The organism is Gordonia sp. NPDC003425, from assembly GCF_053588635.1.
In genome coordinates this window covers 98797-115280 of record NZ_JBSFQI010000002.1, presented here as the reverse complement: position 1 = coordinate 115280, position 16484 = coordinate 98797, and the positions used below count along the sequence as shown (strand labels likewise).

14 protein-coding genes are annotated in these 16484 nt (G+C 66.5%); 12 read left to right on the top strand and 2 right to left on the bottom strand.

All coding sequences use genetic code 11. The features are described 5' to 3' along the window. Nucleotides 1–190: 190 nt before the first annotated feature. The 3 genes from ACWDTD_RS03055 (at nucleotide 191) to ACWDTD_RS03045 (ending at nucleotide 2293) form a co-directional block, all read left to right on the top strand. Nucleotides 191–1084: a DUF4190 domain-containing protein gene (locus tag ACWDTD_RS03055; RefSeq protein WP_449745592.1), complete on the top strand. Its 894-nt coding sequence runs from the start codon at nucleotides 191–193 to the stop codon at nucleotides 1082–1084. Nucleotides 1085–1279: 195 nt separating this feature from the next. Continuing rightward, entirely contained in the window at nucleotides 1280–1453 is a 174-nt protein-coding gene (gene rpmF, locus ACWDTD_RS03050; protein WP_449745591.1) for a 50S ribosomal protein L32, read from the top strand. Between the two features lie 177 nt (nucleotides 1454–1630). Further along, complete coding sequence (locus ACWDTD_RS03045; RefSeq protein ID WP_449745590.1) at nucleotides 1631–2293, top strand: trimeric intracellular cation channel family protein; 663 nt, start codon at nucleotides 1631–1633, stop codon at nucleotides 2291–2293. Between the two features lie 7 nt (nucleotides 2294–2300). Here ACWDTD_RS03045 and ACWDTD_RS03040 read toward each other — a convergent pair whose 3' ends face one another. After that, nucleotides 2301–3071 (bottom strand): SDR family oxidoreductase, encoded by a 771-nt coding sequence (locus tag ACWDTD_RS03040; protein WP_449745589.1) that lies wholly within the window; start codon nucleotides 3069–3071, stop codon nucleotides 2301–2303. A gap of 175 nt (nucleotides 3072–3246) precedes the next feature. Between ACWDTD_RS03040 and ACWDTD_RS03035 the strand changes: the two genes are divergently transcribed. From ACWDTD_RS03035 to ACWDTD_RS02995, 9 genes are all read left to right on the top strand, one after another. After that, nucleotides 3247–4197: an AurF N-oxygenase family protein gene (locus ACWDTD_RS03035; RefSeq protein ID WP_449745588.1), complete on the top strand. Its 951-nt coding sequence runs from the start codon at nucleotides 3247–3249 to the stop codon at nucleotides 4195–4197. Further along, nucleotides 4197–5855, top strand: coding sequence for an FAD-dependent oxidoreductase (locus ACWDTD_RS03030; protein WP_449745587.1), 1659 nt, complete (start codon nucleotides 4197–4199; stop codon nucleotides 5853–5855). The genes ACWDTD_RS03035 and ACWDTD_RS03030 overlap by 1 nt, the downstream gene beginning before the upstream one ends. 175 nt (nucleotides 5856–6030) lie before the next feature. Next, nucleotides 6031–6714 (top strand): response regulator transcription factor, encoded by a 684-nt coding sequence (locus ACWDTD_RS03025; protein ID WP_449745586.1) that lies wholly within the window; start codon nucleotides 6031–6033, stop codon nucleotides 6712–6714. Nucleotides 6715–6791: 77 nt separating this feature from the next. Further along, on the top strand, nucleotides 6792–8210 hold the full coding sequence (locus ACWDTD_RS03020) for an ATP-binding protein (RefSeq protein WP_449745919.1): 1419 nt from the start codon (nucleotides 6792–6794) through the stop codon (nucleotides 8208–8210). A gap of 158 nt (nucleotides 8211–8368) precedes the next feature. Next, complete coding sequence (locus ACWDTD_RS03015) at nucleotides 8369–9814, top strand: trypsin-like peptidase domain-containing protein (protein ID WP_449745585.1); 1446 nt, start codon at nucleotides 8369–8371, stop codon at nucleotides 9812–9814. 45 nt (nucleotides 9815–9859) lie between these two features. Further along, nucleotides 9860–10510 (top strand): MogA/MoaB family molybdenum cofactor biosynthesis protein, encoded by a 651-nt coding sequence (locus tag ACWDTD_RS03010; RefSeq protein WP_449745584.1) that lies wholly within the window; start codon nucleotides 9860–9862, stop codon nucleotides 10508–10510. Between the two features lie 680 nt (nucleotides 10511–11190). Next, nucleotides 11191–11820, top strand: coding sequence for an MspA family porin (locus ACWDTD_RS03005; protein ID WP_449745583.1), 630 nt, complete (start codon nucleotides 11191–11193; stop codon nucleotides 11818–11820). Nucleotides 11821–11894: 74 nt separating this feature from the next. Beyond that, nucleotides 11895–12608, top strand: a complete 714-nt coding sequence (locus ACWDTD_RS03000; RefSeq protein WP_449745582.1) for an MspA family porin — start codon at nucleotides 11895–11897, stop codon at nucleotides 12606–12608. A gap of 143 nt (nucleotides 12609–12751) precedes the next feature. Further along, a complete protein-coding gene (locus tag ACWDTD_RS02995) occupies nucleotides 12752–14665 on the top strand; it encodes an ABC transporter ATP-binding protein (protein ID WP_449745581.1) in 1914 nt (637 codons plus the stop codon). Between the two features lie 989 nt (nucleotides 14666–15654). On the opposite strand, the gene mscL is transcribed toward ACWDTD_RS02995, so the two are convergent. Beyond that, nucleotides 15655–16371: a large conductance mechanosensitive channel protein MscL gene (gene mscL / locus ACWDTD_RS02990; RefSeq protein ID WP_449745580.1), complete on the bottom strand. Its 717-nt coding sequence runs from the start codon at nucleotides 16369–16371 to the stop codon at nucleotides 15655–15657. Between the last annotated feature and the right edge of the window lie 113 nt (nucleotides 16372–16484).

Here is a 16484-nt window from a genome sequence, read left to right as displayed (position 1 = left end):
CCGATTCCGCGGGCGAGCGTGAGCACGGACTTCGTGTACGAATCGAATGAAACGCGGCAGTAAAGGCGCGTGAGGGCTCCACCCGTCATTAAGCTGATGCGGCAGAGGCCGGCTCGTCGTGTCGGGCCCGGCCGCCGTGCACAGTTCGTCGACCTGCCTGCGGTCGACGTCGTCGAGGAAAGGCTCGCAGATGTCCACACCGCACGACGGTTCGAAAGAGCCTGATTCCGGTTCGGAAGGCGCGGCATCGACACCGCCGCCCTCGCCGTCCGACGACTCCACTCGGATCATTCAGACTCCACCGTCGGGAGGGTTCCCCTCGGGCGCCACGCCCCCGCCCGCCGCGCCCCCGCCTGCCGGGCCGCCCTCGTCGGATGCCACCCGGGTGATCAACACCGGCCCGAGCGGAAACACGCCGGAGACGCCCGGATCGACGCCGCCACCGCCGTCGGGGTACCCGCCCCCACCGCCGTACGGTGCGGCCCCCGAGTCGCCCCCGCAGTACGGCACCCCTCAATATGGCGCGCCGCCCCAGTACGGCACCCCGGAGTACGGCGCGCCGCCCCAGTACGGCGCGCCCGCCGGCGGCGGCACTCCCGACTACGGTTCGACGCCGGGTGGGCAGTATCAGGCTCCCGGCGCCCAGCCCCAATACGGCACCCCTCAATACGGTGAGCAGCCCCAGTACGGTCAGCAGCCCCAGTACGGTGAGCAGCCCCAGTACGGTCAGCCGCCCGCGTACGGCCAGCCGCCCGGTTACGGGCAGCCGCCTGCGTCCGGCTATCCGGCGGCCGGTGGGGTACCGGGGCAACAGTCGACCAACGGGATGGCGATCGCGTCGCTGATCGTCTCGATCGTCGGCGTGCTGTGCTGCTCCACCCTGCTGGTACCGATCATCGGTGTCGTGCTCGGCGTGGTGGCCCGCAACCAGATCAAGGCCTCCAACGGCACCCAGAAGGGTGACGGCATGGCCCTGGCCGGCATCATCATCGGCGGCATCGCGATCGTGGTGGGCATCGTGTACTGGATTCTGTACGCAACCGGCGTGCTCACCTTCAACATCACCGACACGTCCACGTACTGACCGGCTGCGCTGACCGGCTGTACTGACCGGTCAACCCCGCAGGTGCACCGTTTTGGAGGTTGACCCCTCCGCCGGGTAGTCTGGTGAGGTTGCGTGCCGCGCCCCCGGGTGTTCGGCGCGCGGACCATGCGAGTCGTCGTGTGTCCCTGCGACGCGGACGACCACCAGAGCACACACGTAGAGAAGGGCACTACCATGGCTGTTCCGAAGCGCCGGATGTCGCGGGCCAACACCCGCAGCCGTCGTTCGCAGTGGAAAGCGGACAATCCGGCACTGCAGGAGGTCAAGGTGAACGGCGTCGCCCAGCGCATCCCGCGGCGGTACGTCAAGGCCGCCCGCGCCGGCGTCATCGACCTCGACCGCCGCTGACCCAACGTTCCACCAGAACTGCCGCAACCTCCTCGATGTTGCGGCAGTTCTCGTTGTAACCTCTGCTCCCGTTGTAACCTCTGCTCCCGTTGTAGACCTCTGCTCTCGTTGTAACCTCTGCGTCGTGCCGCCGTGGTTTCACCGTCGGCGCGGTTGATCGAGGCGAACGAGGTTCAGATGTTGCTGACGATCCTGAGCACAGCGGGGATCGCGTTGTTCGCGGGGTCCGGTGCGCTCGTCGGCGTCCGGAAGGGCTTCGACCTGTGGGGGATCGTCACGGTGGGTGTGCTCACCGGTGTCGGTGGGGGCATCTTGCGGGACCTGCTCGTCGGCATCACACCGCCAACGTCGCTGGTGAACTGGCTCCCGATCTCCACCGCGGTCATCGCCAGCCTGGCGGTGTTCAAATTCCATCCGTCGCTCGCGGAAATCGGGCGCCCGGTCGAGATCCTCGACGCCTTGGGTGTGGGTCTGTTCGCGTCGGTGGGTGCCAGTATCGCGGTCGATGTCGGCGCGAACGCGTTCACCGCGACGCTGGTCGGTCTGCTCACCGCGATCGGCGGCGGCATCATCCGCGACGTCCTGGTCAACGACGTCCCGTTGCTGTTGCAGCCGTCCGAGCTCTACGCGATTCCCGCCCTGATCGGGGCCGCGATCGTCGCCGGGGGGATGGTGCACACCAATCTCCCGCAGCAGGTCTGGCTCATCGTGGGCACGGTCGTGTCGAGCGCTCTGCGGCTGGCGTCGTTGTTCCGCGGGTGGCGGCTGCCCACCGCCGGCCGCGGTGTCCGGCTGGTACCCCGCTGGCGTCCCGGTGGGCGGCCCCGCCGTCCGGAATGACTGGCTCCTATTGTGCGATCACCTTGTTGACCAGGCGGTTCAGTGAGTTGGGAATGAACTTCGCCGCGTTGCCAAGCACCAGGGTCTGGGTGCCCACCGAGTAGCTCGTGCGGTGCAGCAACTTGTCCTGGCGACTCGGATGCACTGCTTCCCAGACCTTGTCGGCCACCTGCTCGGGGGTGATCCGGACGCCCAGGGTCTTCGTGGATTTCGCGTCGTTGTCGGCGAGAGTGGTCTTGGCCCACAGCGGCCAGATGCCCACCACACGGATGTCGTCTTTTTCCCACTCGAGTTCGAGTGCTTCGGTCAGGCCCGCGACGTAGAACTTGGTGGCGCTGTAGGTGGCGATCCCCGGCTGACCGTAAATGGCCGACGCGGAGGCGATGTTGACCAGATGGGCGCCGGGCGTCGCCTTGAGGTATTTGAAGGCGGCCTGCGCGCCGAGGGTGACGCCGAGCGCATCGATGTCGATCTGCTTGCGGATCGCGTCGGGGGAGATGTCGGCGAGGTCGCCGGCGATCAGGATGCCCGCGTTGTTGTCCAGCACGTCGAGTTGGCCGTCGGTGTGCGAGGTGAAATCCGCGAGCGATTGCTCCCATTGCGCGGGGTCGCGGACGTCGATCTGCCCGGTGATGAATGCGGGATGGTTGGCCTTCACCTTCGCCAGCGCGTCGGCGTCGACGTCGTAGACGCCGACGGTCCAGCCTTCGCGGTCGAACCGCTCCGCGGTGGCCAATCCGATGCCGGCCGCACCGCCGGTGATGAAGATGGACGGCATTGACTCTCCTGCCCTTGAACTGCGAAAACGTGCGATCCACACGAACCTACCCGCGAGTATATCCGCGCGTGTGTTTACTCCATCACACCCCGGTGCTATCTTGACAACACGCATTGTCATAACAGCGCACGTTGTCACGGTTGCGCGCAGACGTCCCAATGAGAGGCGAATTCGAATGACTACTGCAATGGACCGCACCGACGAGATTGCAACGTCGACGAGCGAGGAGAACGTGGTCAGCATCCGCGACCATGGCATCGACGAGGTGTCGGGCCGACTGCTGGCATCGGCGGCACGGCTCTCCCGAAACGCGATGACCGAGATCGACTGGTCGCTGCCGATGGATCCCACCAAGTACGGCTGCAGCCCCGAGTGGTCGTCGCTGTACGGCACCGACTACTGGAACGAGCTCACCGAGGAGCAGCGGGTCTCGCTGACGCGGCACGAATTCGCGTCGATCATGTGCATCGGTATCTGGTTCGAGATGATCCTCAACGAGATGATCCTGCGCGATCAGTACCTCGGCGACTACCACAGCAGCGAGTACCAGTTCGCGCTGACCGAGATCGCCGACGAGTGCCGTCACTCGATGATGTTCGCCAAGGCGTCGGAGAAGATGGTCGGCACCTCCTACCGCCCGAGCCGGATCGTCGGACGACTCGGCAAGCTGCTCAAGGGCAATGCCCGCGGGGAGATCGCCTACACCGGCATCCTGGTGGCCGAGGAGATCCTCGACGTGTTCCAGCGTGGCTGCATGCGCGACGACCGGGTGCTCCCGTTCATCCGCACCGTCAACGAGATCCATGTGCTCGAGGAATCGCGGCACATGAAGTTCGCGCGCGAACAGGTCCGCGAGTCGTTGAAGACCGCCGGCGCCGCCCGCCGTCAGACTAGCGCGCTGATCGTGTCGATCGCCGCCTACGTGATCGTGTCGAGCCTCATCCAGAAGCAGGCGTACACCGACGCCGGACTCGACGCCGACCGCGCCGCTGCCGAGGCCAAGAACAACGCGCACTTCCACGCGATGATCCGCAGCAGCTGCGCCCATCTGATGGAGTTCCTCGACGAGGTGGGCCTGCTCACCCGCCCGGCGATGCGCTACTACCGGAAAGCGAACATGCTCTGATGTTCGTCATCACCCAGACATGCTGCAGCGACGCGGCATGCGTGTCGGTCTGCCCGGTGAACTGCATCCACCCCACCCCCGACGAGCCGGGATTCGGCACCTCCGACATCCTGCACGTCGACCCGGTGGCCTGCATCGACTGCGGCGCCTGCGCGGATGCGTGCCCGGTGGACGCCATCTTCCCGGCCGAGAACCTCGGTGCCCGCGACAAGGTGTTCATCGAGATCAACGCCGACTACTACCGCACCCACCCCGAGGTGAAGTCGGGGTGGAACCCGATCGCCTGGGACCCGGCCGAGGACGATGCAGACCCCGACCATCCGTCGGTGACCTACCCCGACATCCCGCGGTTGCCGGCAGGCATGCGGGTGGCGTTGGTGGGCACCGGTCCGGCGGGCGGGTACGCACTGCGGACACTGCTCGACCGCACCGAGGCCGACGTGACCGTCATAGACAAACTGCCGACACCGGGTGGTCTGGTGCGAGCGGGGGTCGCGCCAGATCATCCGGGAACCAAGGGTGTGCTGCACGGCTTCGACCTGCTCTACCGCGATCCCCGGGTCACCATGGCCACCAACGTCGAGGTGGGCAACCCACGGGCCGGTGGGCCCGACATCGGAGTGGTGTCGCCGCAGGAGCTGTCCGAACACTTCGACGCGGTCATCTACGCGGTGGGCGCCAGCGAATCCCGGCGGCTCGGCATCCCGGGTGAGGACCTGCCCGGTTCCACCTCCGCCACCGAACTCGTCGCCTGGTACAACGCCGTGCCCGGTGCCGACGCGGCACCGCCGATCCGTCGCGGCACCGCCGACGACCCCGCGACCGGCCGGGCGGTGATCGTCGGCACCGGCAACGTGGCGCTCGACGTGGCCCGCATTCTGGTGTCGCCGCCGGAGTTGTTGTCCACCACCGACATCGCCGATCGCGCACTGGGCATCCTCAAGGAACAGAACGTGCACGAGGTGGTGCTGCTGGGTCGTCGCGACCAGGCCAATGCCGCGTACACATCGGCCGAATTCCGTGCGCTGTCGACGATTCCGGGCGTTGAGGTGGTGGTGATCGATGATCCCGCCGCACAGGTCGACGACCTGTCCGGCCCGGCCGACCCGAACCGGCGGCGCATCGTGTTCCTGTTCCACAGCGTCCCCGAAGAGATCCTGGGCGACGGTCAGGTGGACGGCGTGCGGGTCCGCACCGGCGAGGGCACCCACCGCATCGGCGCCGACCTGGTGGTACGCAGCATCGGTTACCGCAGCGTGCCCATCGCCGGACTGCCGTTCGACGAGGCGCGGGGGCTGTTCCCCAACGTCGACGGCCGGATGGTCGACGCGGACGGTGCGGTGATTCCCGGTGCCTACGTGGTGGGCTGGGCCAAACGCGGCCCGAGCGGCGGAATCGGCGCCAACAAGATGTGCGCCCAGAAGACCGTCGAGGACCTGGTCCGCGATGCCGCCGAGGGCAAGCTGACGCCGCCGAAACACAAGCCCGACGACTTCAACCGCCTGCTGCGCTCACGCACCCGGCATGTGATCGGCTACCGGGGGATGCGGGCCATCGACCGCATCGAACGTCGCCGCGGCGACGAGCAGGGCCGCCCGCGCGTCAAGTTCACCCGCGTTCCCGACATGGTCGGTGCCGCGGGGTGGCGCAAACGCTGACCTCTCGTGCTCACGCCGAGACGTTGCCACTGGCGCGGCGCCTCAGAGGCTGCGCAGCAATAGTTGTCGCGAGCGACTGCTGGCGCCGCGGTTATAGCTGCCGCCGGGAGGAGCTGGCATGCTCCCCGGCGCGTTGCTCAGCCGACTCTCAGTGATTGTGGATAAGACTGTTCATATGCGCATTCTCGTGGTTGACGATGACCGGGCGGTCCGGGAATCGCTGCGTCGGTCATTGACCTTCAACGGGTACGCGGTCGACACCGCGGGCGACGGGATCGAGGCGCTGGAGAAGATCGTCGCCGACCGACCCGACGTCGCGATTCTCGATGTGATGATGCCCCGCCTCGACGGCCTCGAGGTGTGCCGGCGCCTTCGCTCGACCGGCGACGACCTGCCCATCCTCGTGCTGACCGCCCGCGACTCGGTGTCCGAGCGGGTGTCGGGACTCGACGCGGGCGCCGACGACTACCTGCCGAAACCCTTCGCGATGGAGGAGTTGCTGGCGCGACTGCGCGCCCTGCTGCGACGCTCCACCCCCGACGACCCGGAGTCCGAAGCACTCACCTTCGCCGACCTGTCGCTGGATCCGGTGACCCGCGACGTGTCCCGTGGCGAACGCCAGATCAGTCTCACCCGTACCGAATTCGCGTTGCTGGAGATGCTGATGGCCAACCCGCGCCGGGTGCTCTCGCGCAGCAGGATCCTTGAAGAGGTGTGGGGATACGACTTTCCCACCTCCGGAAACGCACTCGAGGTCTACGTCGGCTATCTGCGTCGCAAGACCGAGGCCGACGGTGAGCCGCGACTGATCCACACCGTGCGCGGCGTCGGCTACGTACTCCGGGAGACCCCGCCGTAGTGACGGATCTGCACGAGACCTCGGCCGGATCCACCCACGGCTGGACACCGTGGCGCCATCGCGACGGCCATGCCGAGATGCGTGCCCCCATGCCGCTGACCCGCGCGGTGTCGTTGCGCCTGCGCGTGACGCTTCTCTCCGCGACGGTGGTGCTGGTCGCGGTGAGCCTGATGGCCGCCGCCGCCTATTTCGTGGTGTATCGGGCGATGTACAACGAGGTCGACTCTCAACTGGAGAGCCGGGCCGACGGCATGACCGCGCTCGCCAAGACCGGCATGCTCAACGACCGCCCCGAGTCGCTGGTCGCGGGAACGGTGTTCTCCACCAACATCTCACTGGCCCTCGTGCGCCCCGACGGGCAGACGTATCTGGTGGGGTCGGTGCCGTTCCAGGACGTCGAACGCCGCATCGCCCGCTCGACGAATCATCCCGGCAACAATCTGCAGAGCCTGCGCACCGTCGACAACCAGCGGGTGCTGGCCCGCAAACTCGACGACGGCAACACATTGATCCTGGCGCAGAGCCTGTTGCACACCGATCGTGTGCTCAAACGGCTGGCGTGGGTGTTGCTGGTGGTCGGCTGCGGCGGGGTGGCGTTGGCTGCGCTGGCCGGCACCACGGTGGCCCGTGCGGGTCTGCGCCCGGTGGCCCGCCTCACCCGCGCGGCCGAACGCGTCGCCCGGACCCAGGATCTGACGCCGATCCCGGTGAGCGGCAACGACGAACTCGCCCGGCTCACCGAGAGTTTCAACACGATGCTCGCCGCCCTGGCGCAGTCGCGCGATCAGCAGGCCCGCCTGGTCGCCGACGCCGGGCACGAGCTGCGGACACCGCTCACCTCGTTGCGGACGAACCTCGAATTGCTCATCGCGGCAAGCGAGCCGGGTGCGCCCCCGGTCCCGGCCGCCGACATGATCGAACTGCGTTCGGATGTGGTGGCCCAGATCGAGGAACTGTCCACCCTCGTGGGTGACCTCGTCGATCTCGCCCGTGAGGACACCCCGGAGGTGGTGTTGGAGGAGGTCGACCTCGCCGAGGTGGTCGATCAGGCTCTCGAGCGGGTGCGCCGGCGTCGCACCGACGTCGACTTCGAGGTCAGCACGATGCCGTGGTTCGTCTTCGGTGACCAGCACGGTCTGAGCCGCGCGGTGCTCAACGTGCTGGACAATGCCGCCAAGTGGAGTCCACGTGGTCACGCGGTGGTGGTGGGACTGGCCCAGGTCGACGATGTCACTGCCGAACTGACCGTCGCCGACGCGGGACCGGGCATTCCTCCGGAAGACCGTGAGTTGGTGTTCGAGCGGTTCTACCGGTCCACGCAGTCGCGGTCGATGCCGGGATCGGGACTCGGCCTGGCCATCGTGCGTCAGGTGGTGGTGCGCCTGGGCGGGTGGGTGCGCGCGGAGCAGTCGACGATGGGCGGCGCACTGATCCGGATGTCGCTGCCCGGACACCCGATTCCCGTGGAACCCGAACCGCAGGTGGTTCGTCAGTAGTGTGAACGGTCTTCAGTGACTTACCTCGCTGACGCGAAGTCCGATCCCCTAGGGTGATTGGCGAGCGCATCCCGGCCGGTCGGAGCCAATGCTCCGCCTGCTCAGGGGTCGCTCGCAGGCCCGAAGGGCGAACACCGAACCGAGGAAGAACGACGACGATGACAGGTGGCGGCCCGCAGGGCGGCAATCCCTACGGCAACGGCCCGTACACGGGTGGGTTCCCGGCCTTCGACCCCAACGCGGGTCGCACTCCTGCGCCCGACCCCAACGCGGGCCGCGCACCGGGCTACGACCCGGCCGGCGGTCGTACTGCGCCCTACGGTGACACGTCCTATGGCGGCACCCATTCTTACGGTGACACCCATTCCTATGGGTCCCACGCGACCCCGGGATATGAGCAGCCCACGTCGCCGCCCGGCACCGCGGCGTTCCCACCCGGCCCGCCCACCGGATTCGACCAGCCCGGTCCGGTCGAGCCGACGCCGCAGAAGAAGTCCCGCGGCGGCCTGATCGCGGCCCTGGTTGCCGCGGCCCTCGTCTTCGGCCTGATCGCCGGAGCGATCGGTGGGGTCGTGGGGGCCAAGGTGGCCGACAACTCGGGCAATTCGGCGATCCCCTCCGGTCCGCTCGGCGGCGACCCGAACACCGGCAACGGAGCTGAACCACCCGCGCCGGCCGGCTCCACCCAGGAAGTCGCGGCCAGGGTACTGCCGTCGGTGGTGTCGATCGACGTCGTCTCCGGCAGCGAAGAGGGCGAGGGCTCGGGGGTCGTGCTCACCGACGACGGCGTGATCATGACCAACAACCACGTGGTGACCAGCACCAGCGGGAGCCCGGCCAGCACCGTTCAGGTGAACTTCCACGACGGCTCGCGCGCCTCGGCGCGTGTACTCGGCGCCGACCCGATCTCCGACATCGCGGTCATCAAGGTCGACAAGTCGAACCTGACCCCGATCACCGTCGGCAACTCGAACAATCTCGCCGTGGGCCAGGACGTGATCGCGGTGGGTGCGCCGCTGGGGCTGGAGGGCACCGTCACCACCGGCATCATCAGCGCGCTGAACCGCCCGGTGTCGACGTCGCGAGAGGGGGGTGGTGGCACCACCTCGGTCATCGACGCCATCCAGACCGACGCGGCCATCAATCCCGGCAACTCCGGTGGCGCCCTGGTCAACGCACGAGGCGCGCTGATCGGCATCAACACCGCCATCGCGACCCTCGGCGGTGGGGAACAGCAGCAGGGCGGCAGTATCGGACTGGGCTTTGCCATCCCGATCGACCAGGCCATCCGGGTGGCCAAGCAACTCGAGAAGACGGGTAAGGCCACCCACGCGAGTCTGGGTGTGTCGGTGCGGCCGAGCAGTAACCCGGACACGCCCGGTGCGCTGGTCTCCGACGTCACCGCGGACGGACCGGCCGCCGCCGCGGGAATCCCGAAGGGCGCCGTCATCACCAAGGTCGACGATCGCAACATCACCACCGGAGATGCGCTCGTCGCCGCCGTGCGGTCCTACGCGCCGGGCGACAAGATCTCGGTCACCTACGTCGCCAACGGACAAACCAAGACCACCAGCGTCACCTTGGGAACCCTCCCGGCCAATTGATTGCTGCGACCGATCACTACGTTTGATCACGACAGAGAGGCAACCATGAGCGACTCAGGTAGCACCCAGTACGGTTCCACCGTTGCCGAGGGCGACGTCGACACCGCGTCCGCTCCTGAACTCGTGGAGGTCGATCCGGCCGACGTGGTGGCAGCCGACGCCGCGGCGCGCGATTTCGTCGCCCGGTACAGCGCGGTGCCCGCCCCCGACTCCCCGGATGGGGAAGTGGGGCGCGCGCTCGTGGTGGTGGTGGACGACCAGGTGGCGCACGGAGAGCTGCCCGATTCGCTGGGACCCCTGGTCGGCGAGTTGCTGGCCGAGGCCGGATTCCACGTGGACGCCACTCTCGCGGTGTCGGGCGACGAGGTGGAGATCCGTAACGCGCTGAACACCGCGGTGATCGGCGGGGTGGACCTGGTGGTGTCGGTGGGCGGTGTGGGCGTGGGGGCGCGCGATGTGACACCCGAGGCCACCGAGCACCTCCTGGACCGCCGGCTCCGCGGCATCGAAGAGGCCGTGCGCAGTTCCGGTCTCGCTGCCGGCGCCACCGACGGGGGCCTCTCCCGTGGCCTTGCGGGGATATCGGGCCAGACCCTGGTGGTCAACATCGCAGATTCGCGTGCCGCGGTTCGTGACGGCATGGCGACGGTGGCACCACTGGCCAAGTACGTCATCGAATCGATCAGTGAATTCTGAGTGTCTCTGAATCGTCTCTCAGGAGAATCTGTGCTAGCCCGTGCTCGACGCCGGGGCGTCATCGGCGCGCACGACCGAATCCGCAATCGCTGAGTAGGCTGATGAAATGTCGTCCACCAGCGAAAACGATTCGCCAGGCGAGAAAACGCGTGCCGCATCACGCCGGCGCCGCGCTCTTGACGACGTGTTCGGTGACGACATTCCGGACATAACGACCGATGAGTGTGACGAAGGTCACACAGGTCGATCACAGGAGTGGTACGACGACCAACGCCCGCCGCACTATGGTTAACGCCATTTTTTCGGAAGGTCCTAGCAGGGCGTTTTCCTGCTGTTAACACAATTCCCGTGCAGCTGGCGAATCATTACTTGTCGATACCAAGTTGTGGACATGAGACACGGCTGAATCCTGCTGTTGCCCGTTTTGATATCGCTCGGATAACGTTCGCGGTGACAGCACCCGGCCACAGCGTGGAGGCTCGGGAACGAGGTCCTGCTATCGGGGAGCTATCTGGTGGCAGTAGTGGAACGAGGAGGCTGGGTCCGTTTACCTCCTGGAAACTCTGCCGTAGCGGCGGGTTCACCCGGGGGCTAGATGATTCCCGCGAGCCACCTAGGTCACCCGGCGGATACGAGAACGCATCCACCGGATAACAGCCGAATCCTGTGAGAGGGAACGAATGAGCAAGTTCAGCAAGCTTGGGCTGCGCCGTGCTGCTGGCGCTGTCGCCGTAGCCGCCGTCGCGGCGATCGGTGCCGCCAGCATGGGGGCAGGGCACGCGGAGGCCGCGCCGCTGGCCAACGGCTACAAAAACGCGGGCGGCGCCCAGATCTGGCGCACCGGTGAGTCGGCGTACGCCACCCCGACCGTTGCCAACAACCCGGCCCAACGTCAGGCGTCACTGTCCGGTACGTATACCGCCAAGCTGGCAGCTCCGCTCAATGGCAACATTGCGGTGAAGTACATCATCGGTTGCCAGGTAAACGTCTCCGGACTCACTCTTGGCCTTGGCGGCAGCTTCGACATCAGTCCGGCCATCGGAGGCAGCGCAACGCTGAGTCTGCCCCTGGCGCCGGGTCAGGTTGCCGTGGCAAGCATCACCGACAAGGACATCAAGGCGGGTGGTACGGGCAGCATCCAGATTCAGGACTTCACCCTCATACTCCCCAACTGCGGCGGCTACGCCTCGGCGCGCTCGGCAGTTCAGGTTGTCGCGGCCAACGGATACAACACCGACGGTGGCACCGTGAACGGTACGGGCAACTACATCCAGTCCACCCTGTACGGCCAGCCCTTCAGTCTCAACTGAGTGGCAGCAGATAACCAGCAACTACTGAGATTTATCTGCTCCCAAGCAGATCGAACATTCCACGAAGGGGAATCATGAAGAAGATCATCACGCGTCGCGTGGCCGCAGTCGTCGGTATCGCCGGCGCCGCGGTGATGGGGCTTGGCAGCTTCGGTGTTGGCGGTGCTCACGCCGGCCCGGTGGCCGGAGGTAAGGTCACCAAGAAACTGGCCGACGGTACCCCAGTGACCGTCGCCCTATACGACCAGTTCATCAATATCCAGCACCCTGTCAGCAATGTTCCGACCAGCCGTGAAGTCTGGGCGTCCGGCAAGGTCAACGTCACCGTCGGCGGAAAGGCCGAAGGCGGCAGCATCAAAGCCGGGTACTTGGTCGGGTGCCAGGTCAATTTCGGTATCGATGACAGTAGCGGTGCAGGGGCTGGCTTCACCAACCAGGGAACGTGGGGTGACTTTAACGGGGTTCCGTACCCGCGGTTCAATAAGAACAATGGCCAGGCTAGCCCGGTGCCGGGAGCCAACGGCGGTGTCACCCTCCAGCCTGGTGCGGTGTCGACGGTCTGGCTGATCAACACCACCTCCGGTGACAGCACGGCCTACAAGGACTACGGCGTCAACGACTACACCTTCAAGGGCAGCAGCGGTGGCGTCCAGTACAGCCAGGAGCAGTTCGGCGTCGATGGTTGCGCCGGATACGCATCGGCTCAGCCGATCGTGCAGGTTTCGGTCAGCACCGACTCGGTGAAGAGCCTCGTCACCCTGCGCGGAACGCCGTTCAGCCTCGGCTGATCGCTATCCACGCACACAACTGAACACACTCCGTAGGGCGGGAACCGGCAAGGTTCCCGCCCTACGGCGTTCCCGGGTAGTTCGCAGGCAACTGCCAGCCGTCGAGCCGGGAACGGACAGGCAAGGCCAATAGCGTTGGGACAATGACTGGTTCGGCGTCCATCGTCGGCGCGCGCGAAGACGACACGATCGGCGATGACCTCAACACAGTTGAGGGCGTTGGTCGTGATGTGCCGGACGATGACGACACGGCGGGCCCGCCGCCCACACCGATGAACGTGCTCGCCACCATGCGGCGGTTCGGCCCGCTGCTGATCGGGCAACGCTGGAAGCTCGCGATCGCGGTGCTGCTTTACCTGGTGGAGGTGGGTACCACCGTCGTCACCGTGGCCGTGTTCGCCTACATCGTGCAGAACGTGCTGGTCACCGGTGATATTCATGCTTTGGTGACGCCGATGGTGGTGTGGGTGGTCGCCGCTCTGATCGGGTCGATCTGCTCCTATCTCGGAGCGATCCTGACCGGCTCGGTCACCGAGAACATGCTGCTGCGGCTGCGTGATGCGATGTACGCGCACACGCAGCGGCTCGCGCCGCACACCCGGCAGAAGTTCGAAACCGGCGACCTCATCGCCCGGCACAGCGCCGACGTCGACGGCATCGACGCGTTGCTGTCGTCGGGGGTGGTGCAGGGTTCGGTCGCCGCGGTCAGTCTCGTCGTCTACGCGGTCGCCGCCTTCGTCACCCGGTGGGACCTCGCACTGCTCGCCGCGGTGCTCGCCCCCCTGCTTTGGGTGCTCGCTCGCTGGTTCGGCGTCGTGGTCAAGCGCGCCGCACGTCGTGAACGCCGAGCCAACGGCCGCATCAGTTCACTGCTGCAAGAGGGCATCACGTTCGCGTTGTCGATCCAGGCCGACAACCAGGGCGCGCGTGATCGACTGAAAGTGTTGCGGCAGAGCCGAAGATGGCGCGATGCCCGGCTGGCCGAGATCCGCGCCAACGCCGTCTTCTCGGAGACGGTCGGCATCGTCGAGGTGCTGTGCATGATGGCCGTCCTGGTGGTGGGGGCCTGGCAGATCTCGGTGGGCCGCGCCGACATCGGGGTGCTCATCGCCCTCACCGGCTACCTCGGGTACCTCTATCCGCAAATCCAGACCCTCGGCGGTCTCGTGGTGCAGGTGACCGGAGCAACGGCCAGCGCGGAGCGGGTGGCCGAGGTGCTCGACGCTCCCGTCGGCATCACCGACGACGCCGACGACGCGGTGCGGCTGACGGCCGACAGCCAGAAGAACGACGAGCGGCACACTGTCGGGCTCTCGCACACCTGGCCGACGGACATGTCCGACGCCGATGTGGAGAAACACCTGCTCACCGCCGACGTCGAGCCGATGACGACCGAAGCCCGCGTCGAACTGTCCGGTGTCACGTTCACCTACCCGGACTCTTCCACGCCGGTGTTTCGCAAGGCTGACCTCGCCGTCGACAACGGCGACTTCGTCGCCATCCTCGGTCCCAGCGGCGCGGGCAAGAGCACCCTGATGTATCTGCTGCTGCGGTTCTACGACCCCGACGCTGGAACCGTCTTGCTCAACGGCACCGATGTCCGGTCGATGACGTTGGCGCAGCTACGCGCCCACGTCTCGGTGCTGCAGCAGCAGGTCGCGCTCTTCGGAGGATCGGTGCGCGAGAACATCCGCTACGGCAGGCCCGACGCCTCCGATGCAGAGATCCGCGCGGCGGCCGACGCTGCCGACGCCACCGGCTTCATCGTGGGGTTGCCGCAGGGGTTCGACACCCATCTACAGGAGCGGGGCACCAATCTGTCCGGTGGGCAGCGTCAGCGGATTGCGCTCGCTCGAGCCTTCCTGCGTGACACCCCGCTGTTGATCCTGGACGAACCGACCACCGGACTCGACGCCGATACGGTGGCTCGGGTGATGGAGCCCATGACGCGGATCGCACGATCGAGGACCACGCTGCTCATCACGCACGATCCGGCGGTGGCCGCCCTCGCCGACTACACCGTCAGGGTCTGCGGTGGCCGGCTGATCCGGGACTGATCGGCAGAGCGGGCTGACCCAGAAGAGTTGACCCAGAAGAGTTGACCCAGAACAGTTGACCCAGAAGAGTTGACCCAGAACAGTTGACGCAGAAAGGTCCCGCCTCTCGCCTGGCGAGAAGCGGGACCGAATTATGATGTGCGGGAATGAGTTCCGGATCAGCTCCCGAAGAACGGGAACCACGGCAGGGGTCGCCGCGGAGCGGGAGCCGGAGCAGGAGGTCCGCCATGTCCGCGAGGGGCCGGACTTGGCTGAGGACCGGGACCCGGCTTGGGGCCGTGTCCGGGGCCGGGACAGCCTCGGGGTGGGAGAGGTTTGCGGGGTGCCATCGGCGTCTCCTTCGTTGAGGTGATTGCGACGTGCGCACACCATGTCGGGTGCACGTTGTCGAACATAACCCCGCGAACAGGGCGCGTGGTGACGGTGTGTCCGACCATCAGCTCGTTTCGGCGCTACTACCGCCGGAACGGCGACTACTGCACTGCGTCAACAGGTCTCGCCATCAGCGATTATGGCGGTTAGCTGCCGGATTGCTTGAGATCATCTGTGAATTGTCGGACCGGTGAGCCGAATTCGTGTCGGCGTCGTCCGCGCGAACGAGTCAGGGGCAGGCGCCGTGCCCGGCGCCCGCCCCTGGGGATCACGTCTTTCCGGTCAGCTCCCGAAGAACGGGAACCAGGGGAAGAGACGAGGACGCGGCTGCGGACGGGTGGGGGCGGGACGCCCGCCCTGGCCGTTGGGTCGACCGGATCCGTTGTTGCCGTTGTTTCCGTTGGGGCCGTGAGGTTCGCGCATGGTGATTCCTCCGAATCTGGTTGGGCGAATAGGGAGATGGTGTCGAGTCGATCTGAAGTCGATCAACTCGCCTCAACACCAACAAGATTCACCGTAGGAGCCCAACCTTGGGGCATGAGTTTGGTGGGCTGTCAACTACCTGAACACGACGGAGGCCACGCCGGTGGGCGTGGCCTTCGTCGCGTGTGGCGTTGTCAGCGGGAGTGTCGTCCCTGAGGGTCCGGCGGATACTCGCCCGGGAACTGAGACCCCGGCGGCGGGTAATTGCCGGGAGGAGGGTAGCTGCCGGGAGCCGGATTGGGCGTCGGATAGGGAGGATTGCCACCGGGCGGGGGACCGGGCTGCGCCGGGAACGGCGCCGACGGCGGATTCTGGTAGTGCGGCGCCGGAGCTGCGGACTGCGGCGGCGGGGTGGTGAGCCGCTGCGTGGGCGCCGGCGCGGCCACAGGCTGGCCGCCGCTCGGTGCGCCCGGATTGTTCAGGTGGTCGGGCAGATCCTTTTCTGCCTCCTCCTTCGCTTTCGAGGCGCCTTCCGGATCGAGGAGGTCGCGGATCTCGGTGAGCAGCGCGACCTCGGTGACCTCGGCCTTCTTGCCGAATCCGCCCAGCTCGGTGAGCTTGTTGTACGGCAGGATGATGACGAAGTAGACCACTGCCGCGATGATGAGGAAGTTGATCGTCGCCGTGATCACCGAACCCAGGTTCACAAAGGTCGACGGCTTGTCGGGAATGATGTTGAATCCGAGTCCCGCTGCGTCGCTGGGGCTCCACGGAATGGTGTTGATGATCGGCTGGACGATGCCGTCGGTGAACGCCGTGACAATGGCCGTGAACGCGGTGCCGATGATGACCGCGGTGGCCAGATCGATCACGTTGCCCTTGAGTATGAACTCTCTGAATCCCTTGAGCACGTTTCCGGTCCTCTCGTTGATCGGGTGCCCGCTGCTGGCCGACAATCGTGCGTCGTGGCTGTGTCGAAATGATCACCCGGGTGAGTGACCGTGACCGAAGCCTATCCGCGATC

Coding starts and splice junctions, on each gene's coding strand:
- ACWDTD_RS03055 (WP_449745592.1), top strand. CDS start 191: ATGTCCACACCGCACGACGGTTCGAAAGAGCCTGATTCCGGTTCGGAA.
- ACWDTD_RS03035 (WP_449745588.1), top strand. CDS start 3,247: ATGACTACTGCAATGGACCGCACCGACGAGATTGCAACGTCGACGAGC.
- rpmF (WP_449745591.1), top strand. CDS start 1,280: ATGGCTGTTCCGAAGCGCCGGATGTCGCGGGCCAACACCCGCAGCCGT.
- ACWDTD_RS03025 (WP_449745586.1), top strand. CDS start 6,031: ATGCGCATTCTCGTGGTTGACGATGACCGGGCGGTCCGGGAATCGCTG.
- ACWDTD_RS03030 (WP_449745587.1), top strand. CDS start 4,197: ATGTTCGTCATCACCCAGACATGCTGCAGCGACGCGGCATGCGTGTCG.
- ACWDTD_RS03045 (WP_449745590.1), top strand. CDS start 1,631: ATGTTGCTGACGATCCTGAGCACAGCGGGGATCGCGTTGTTCGCGGGG.
- ACWDTD_RS02995 (WP_449745581.1), top strand. CDS start 12,752: ATGACTGGTTCGGCGTCCATCGTCGGCGCGCGCGAAGACGACACGATC.
- ACWDTD_RS03010 (WP_449745584.1), top strand. CDS start 9,860: ATGAGCGACTCAGGTAGCACCCAGTACGGTTCCACCGTTGCCGAGGGC.
- ACWDTD_RS03005 (WP_449745583.1), top strand. CDS start 11,191: ATGAGCAAGTTCAGCAAGCTTGGGCTGCGCCGTGCTGCTGGCGCTGTC.
- ACWDTD_RS03015 (WP_449745585.1), top strand. CDS start 8,369: ATGACAGGTGGCGGCCCGCAGGGCGGCAATCCCTACGGCAACGGCCCG.
- ACWDTD_RS03040 (WP_449745589.1), bottom strand. CDS start 3,071: ATGCCGTCCATCTTCATCACCGGCGGTGCGGCCGGCATCGGATTGGCC.
- ACWDTD_RS03000 (WP_449745582.1), top strand. CDS start 11,895: ATGAAGAAGATCATCACGCGTCGCGTGGCCGCAGTCGTCGGTATCGCC.
- ACWDTD_RS03020 (WP_449745919.1), top strand. CDS start 6,792: ATGCGTGCCCCCATGCCGCTGACCCGCGCGGTGTCGTTGCGCCTGCGC.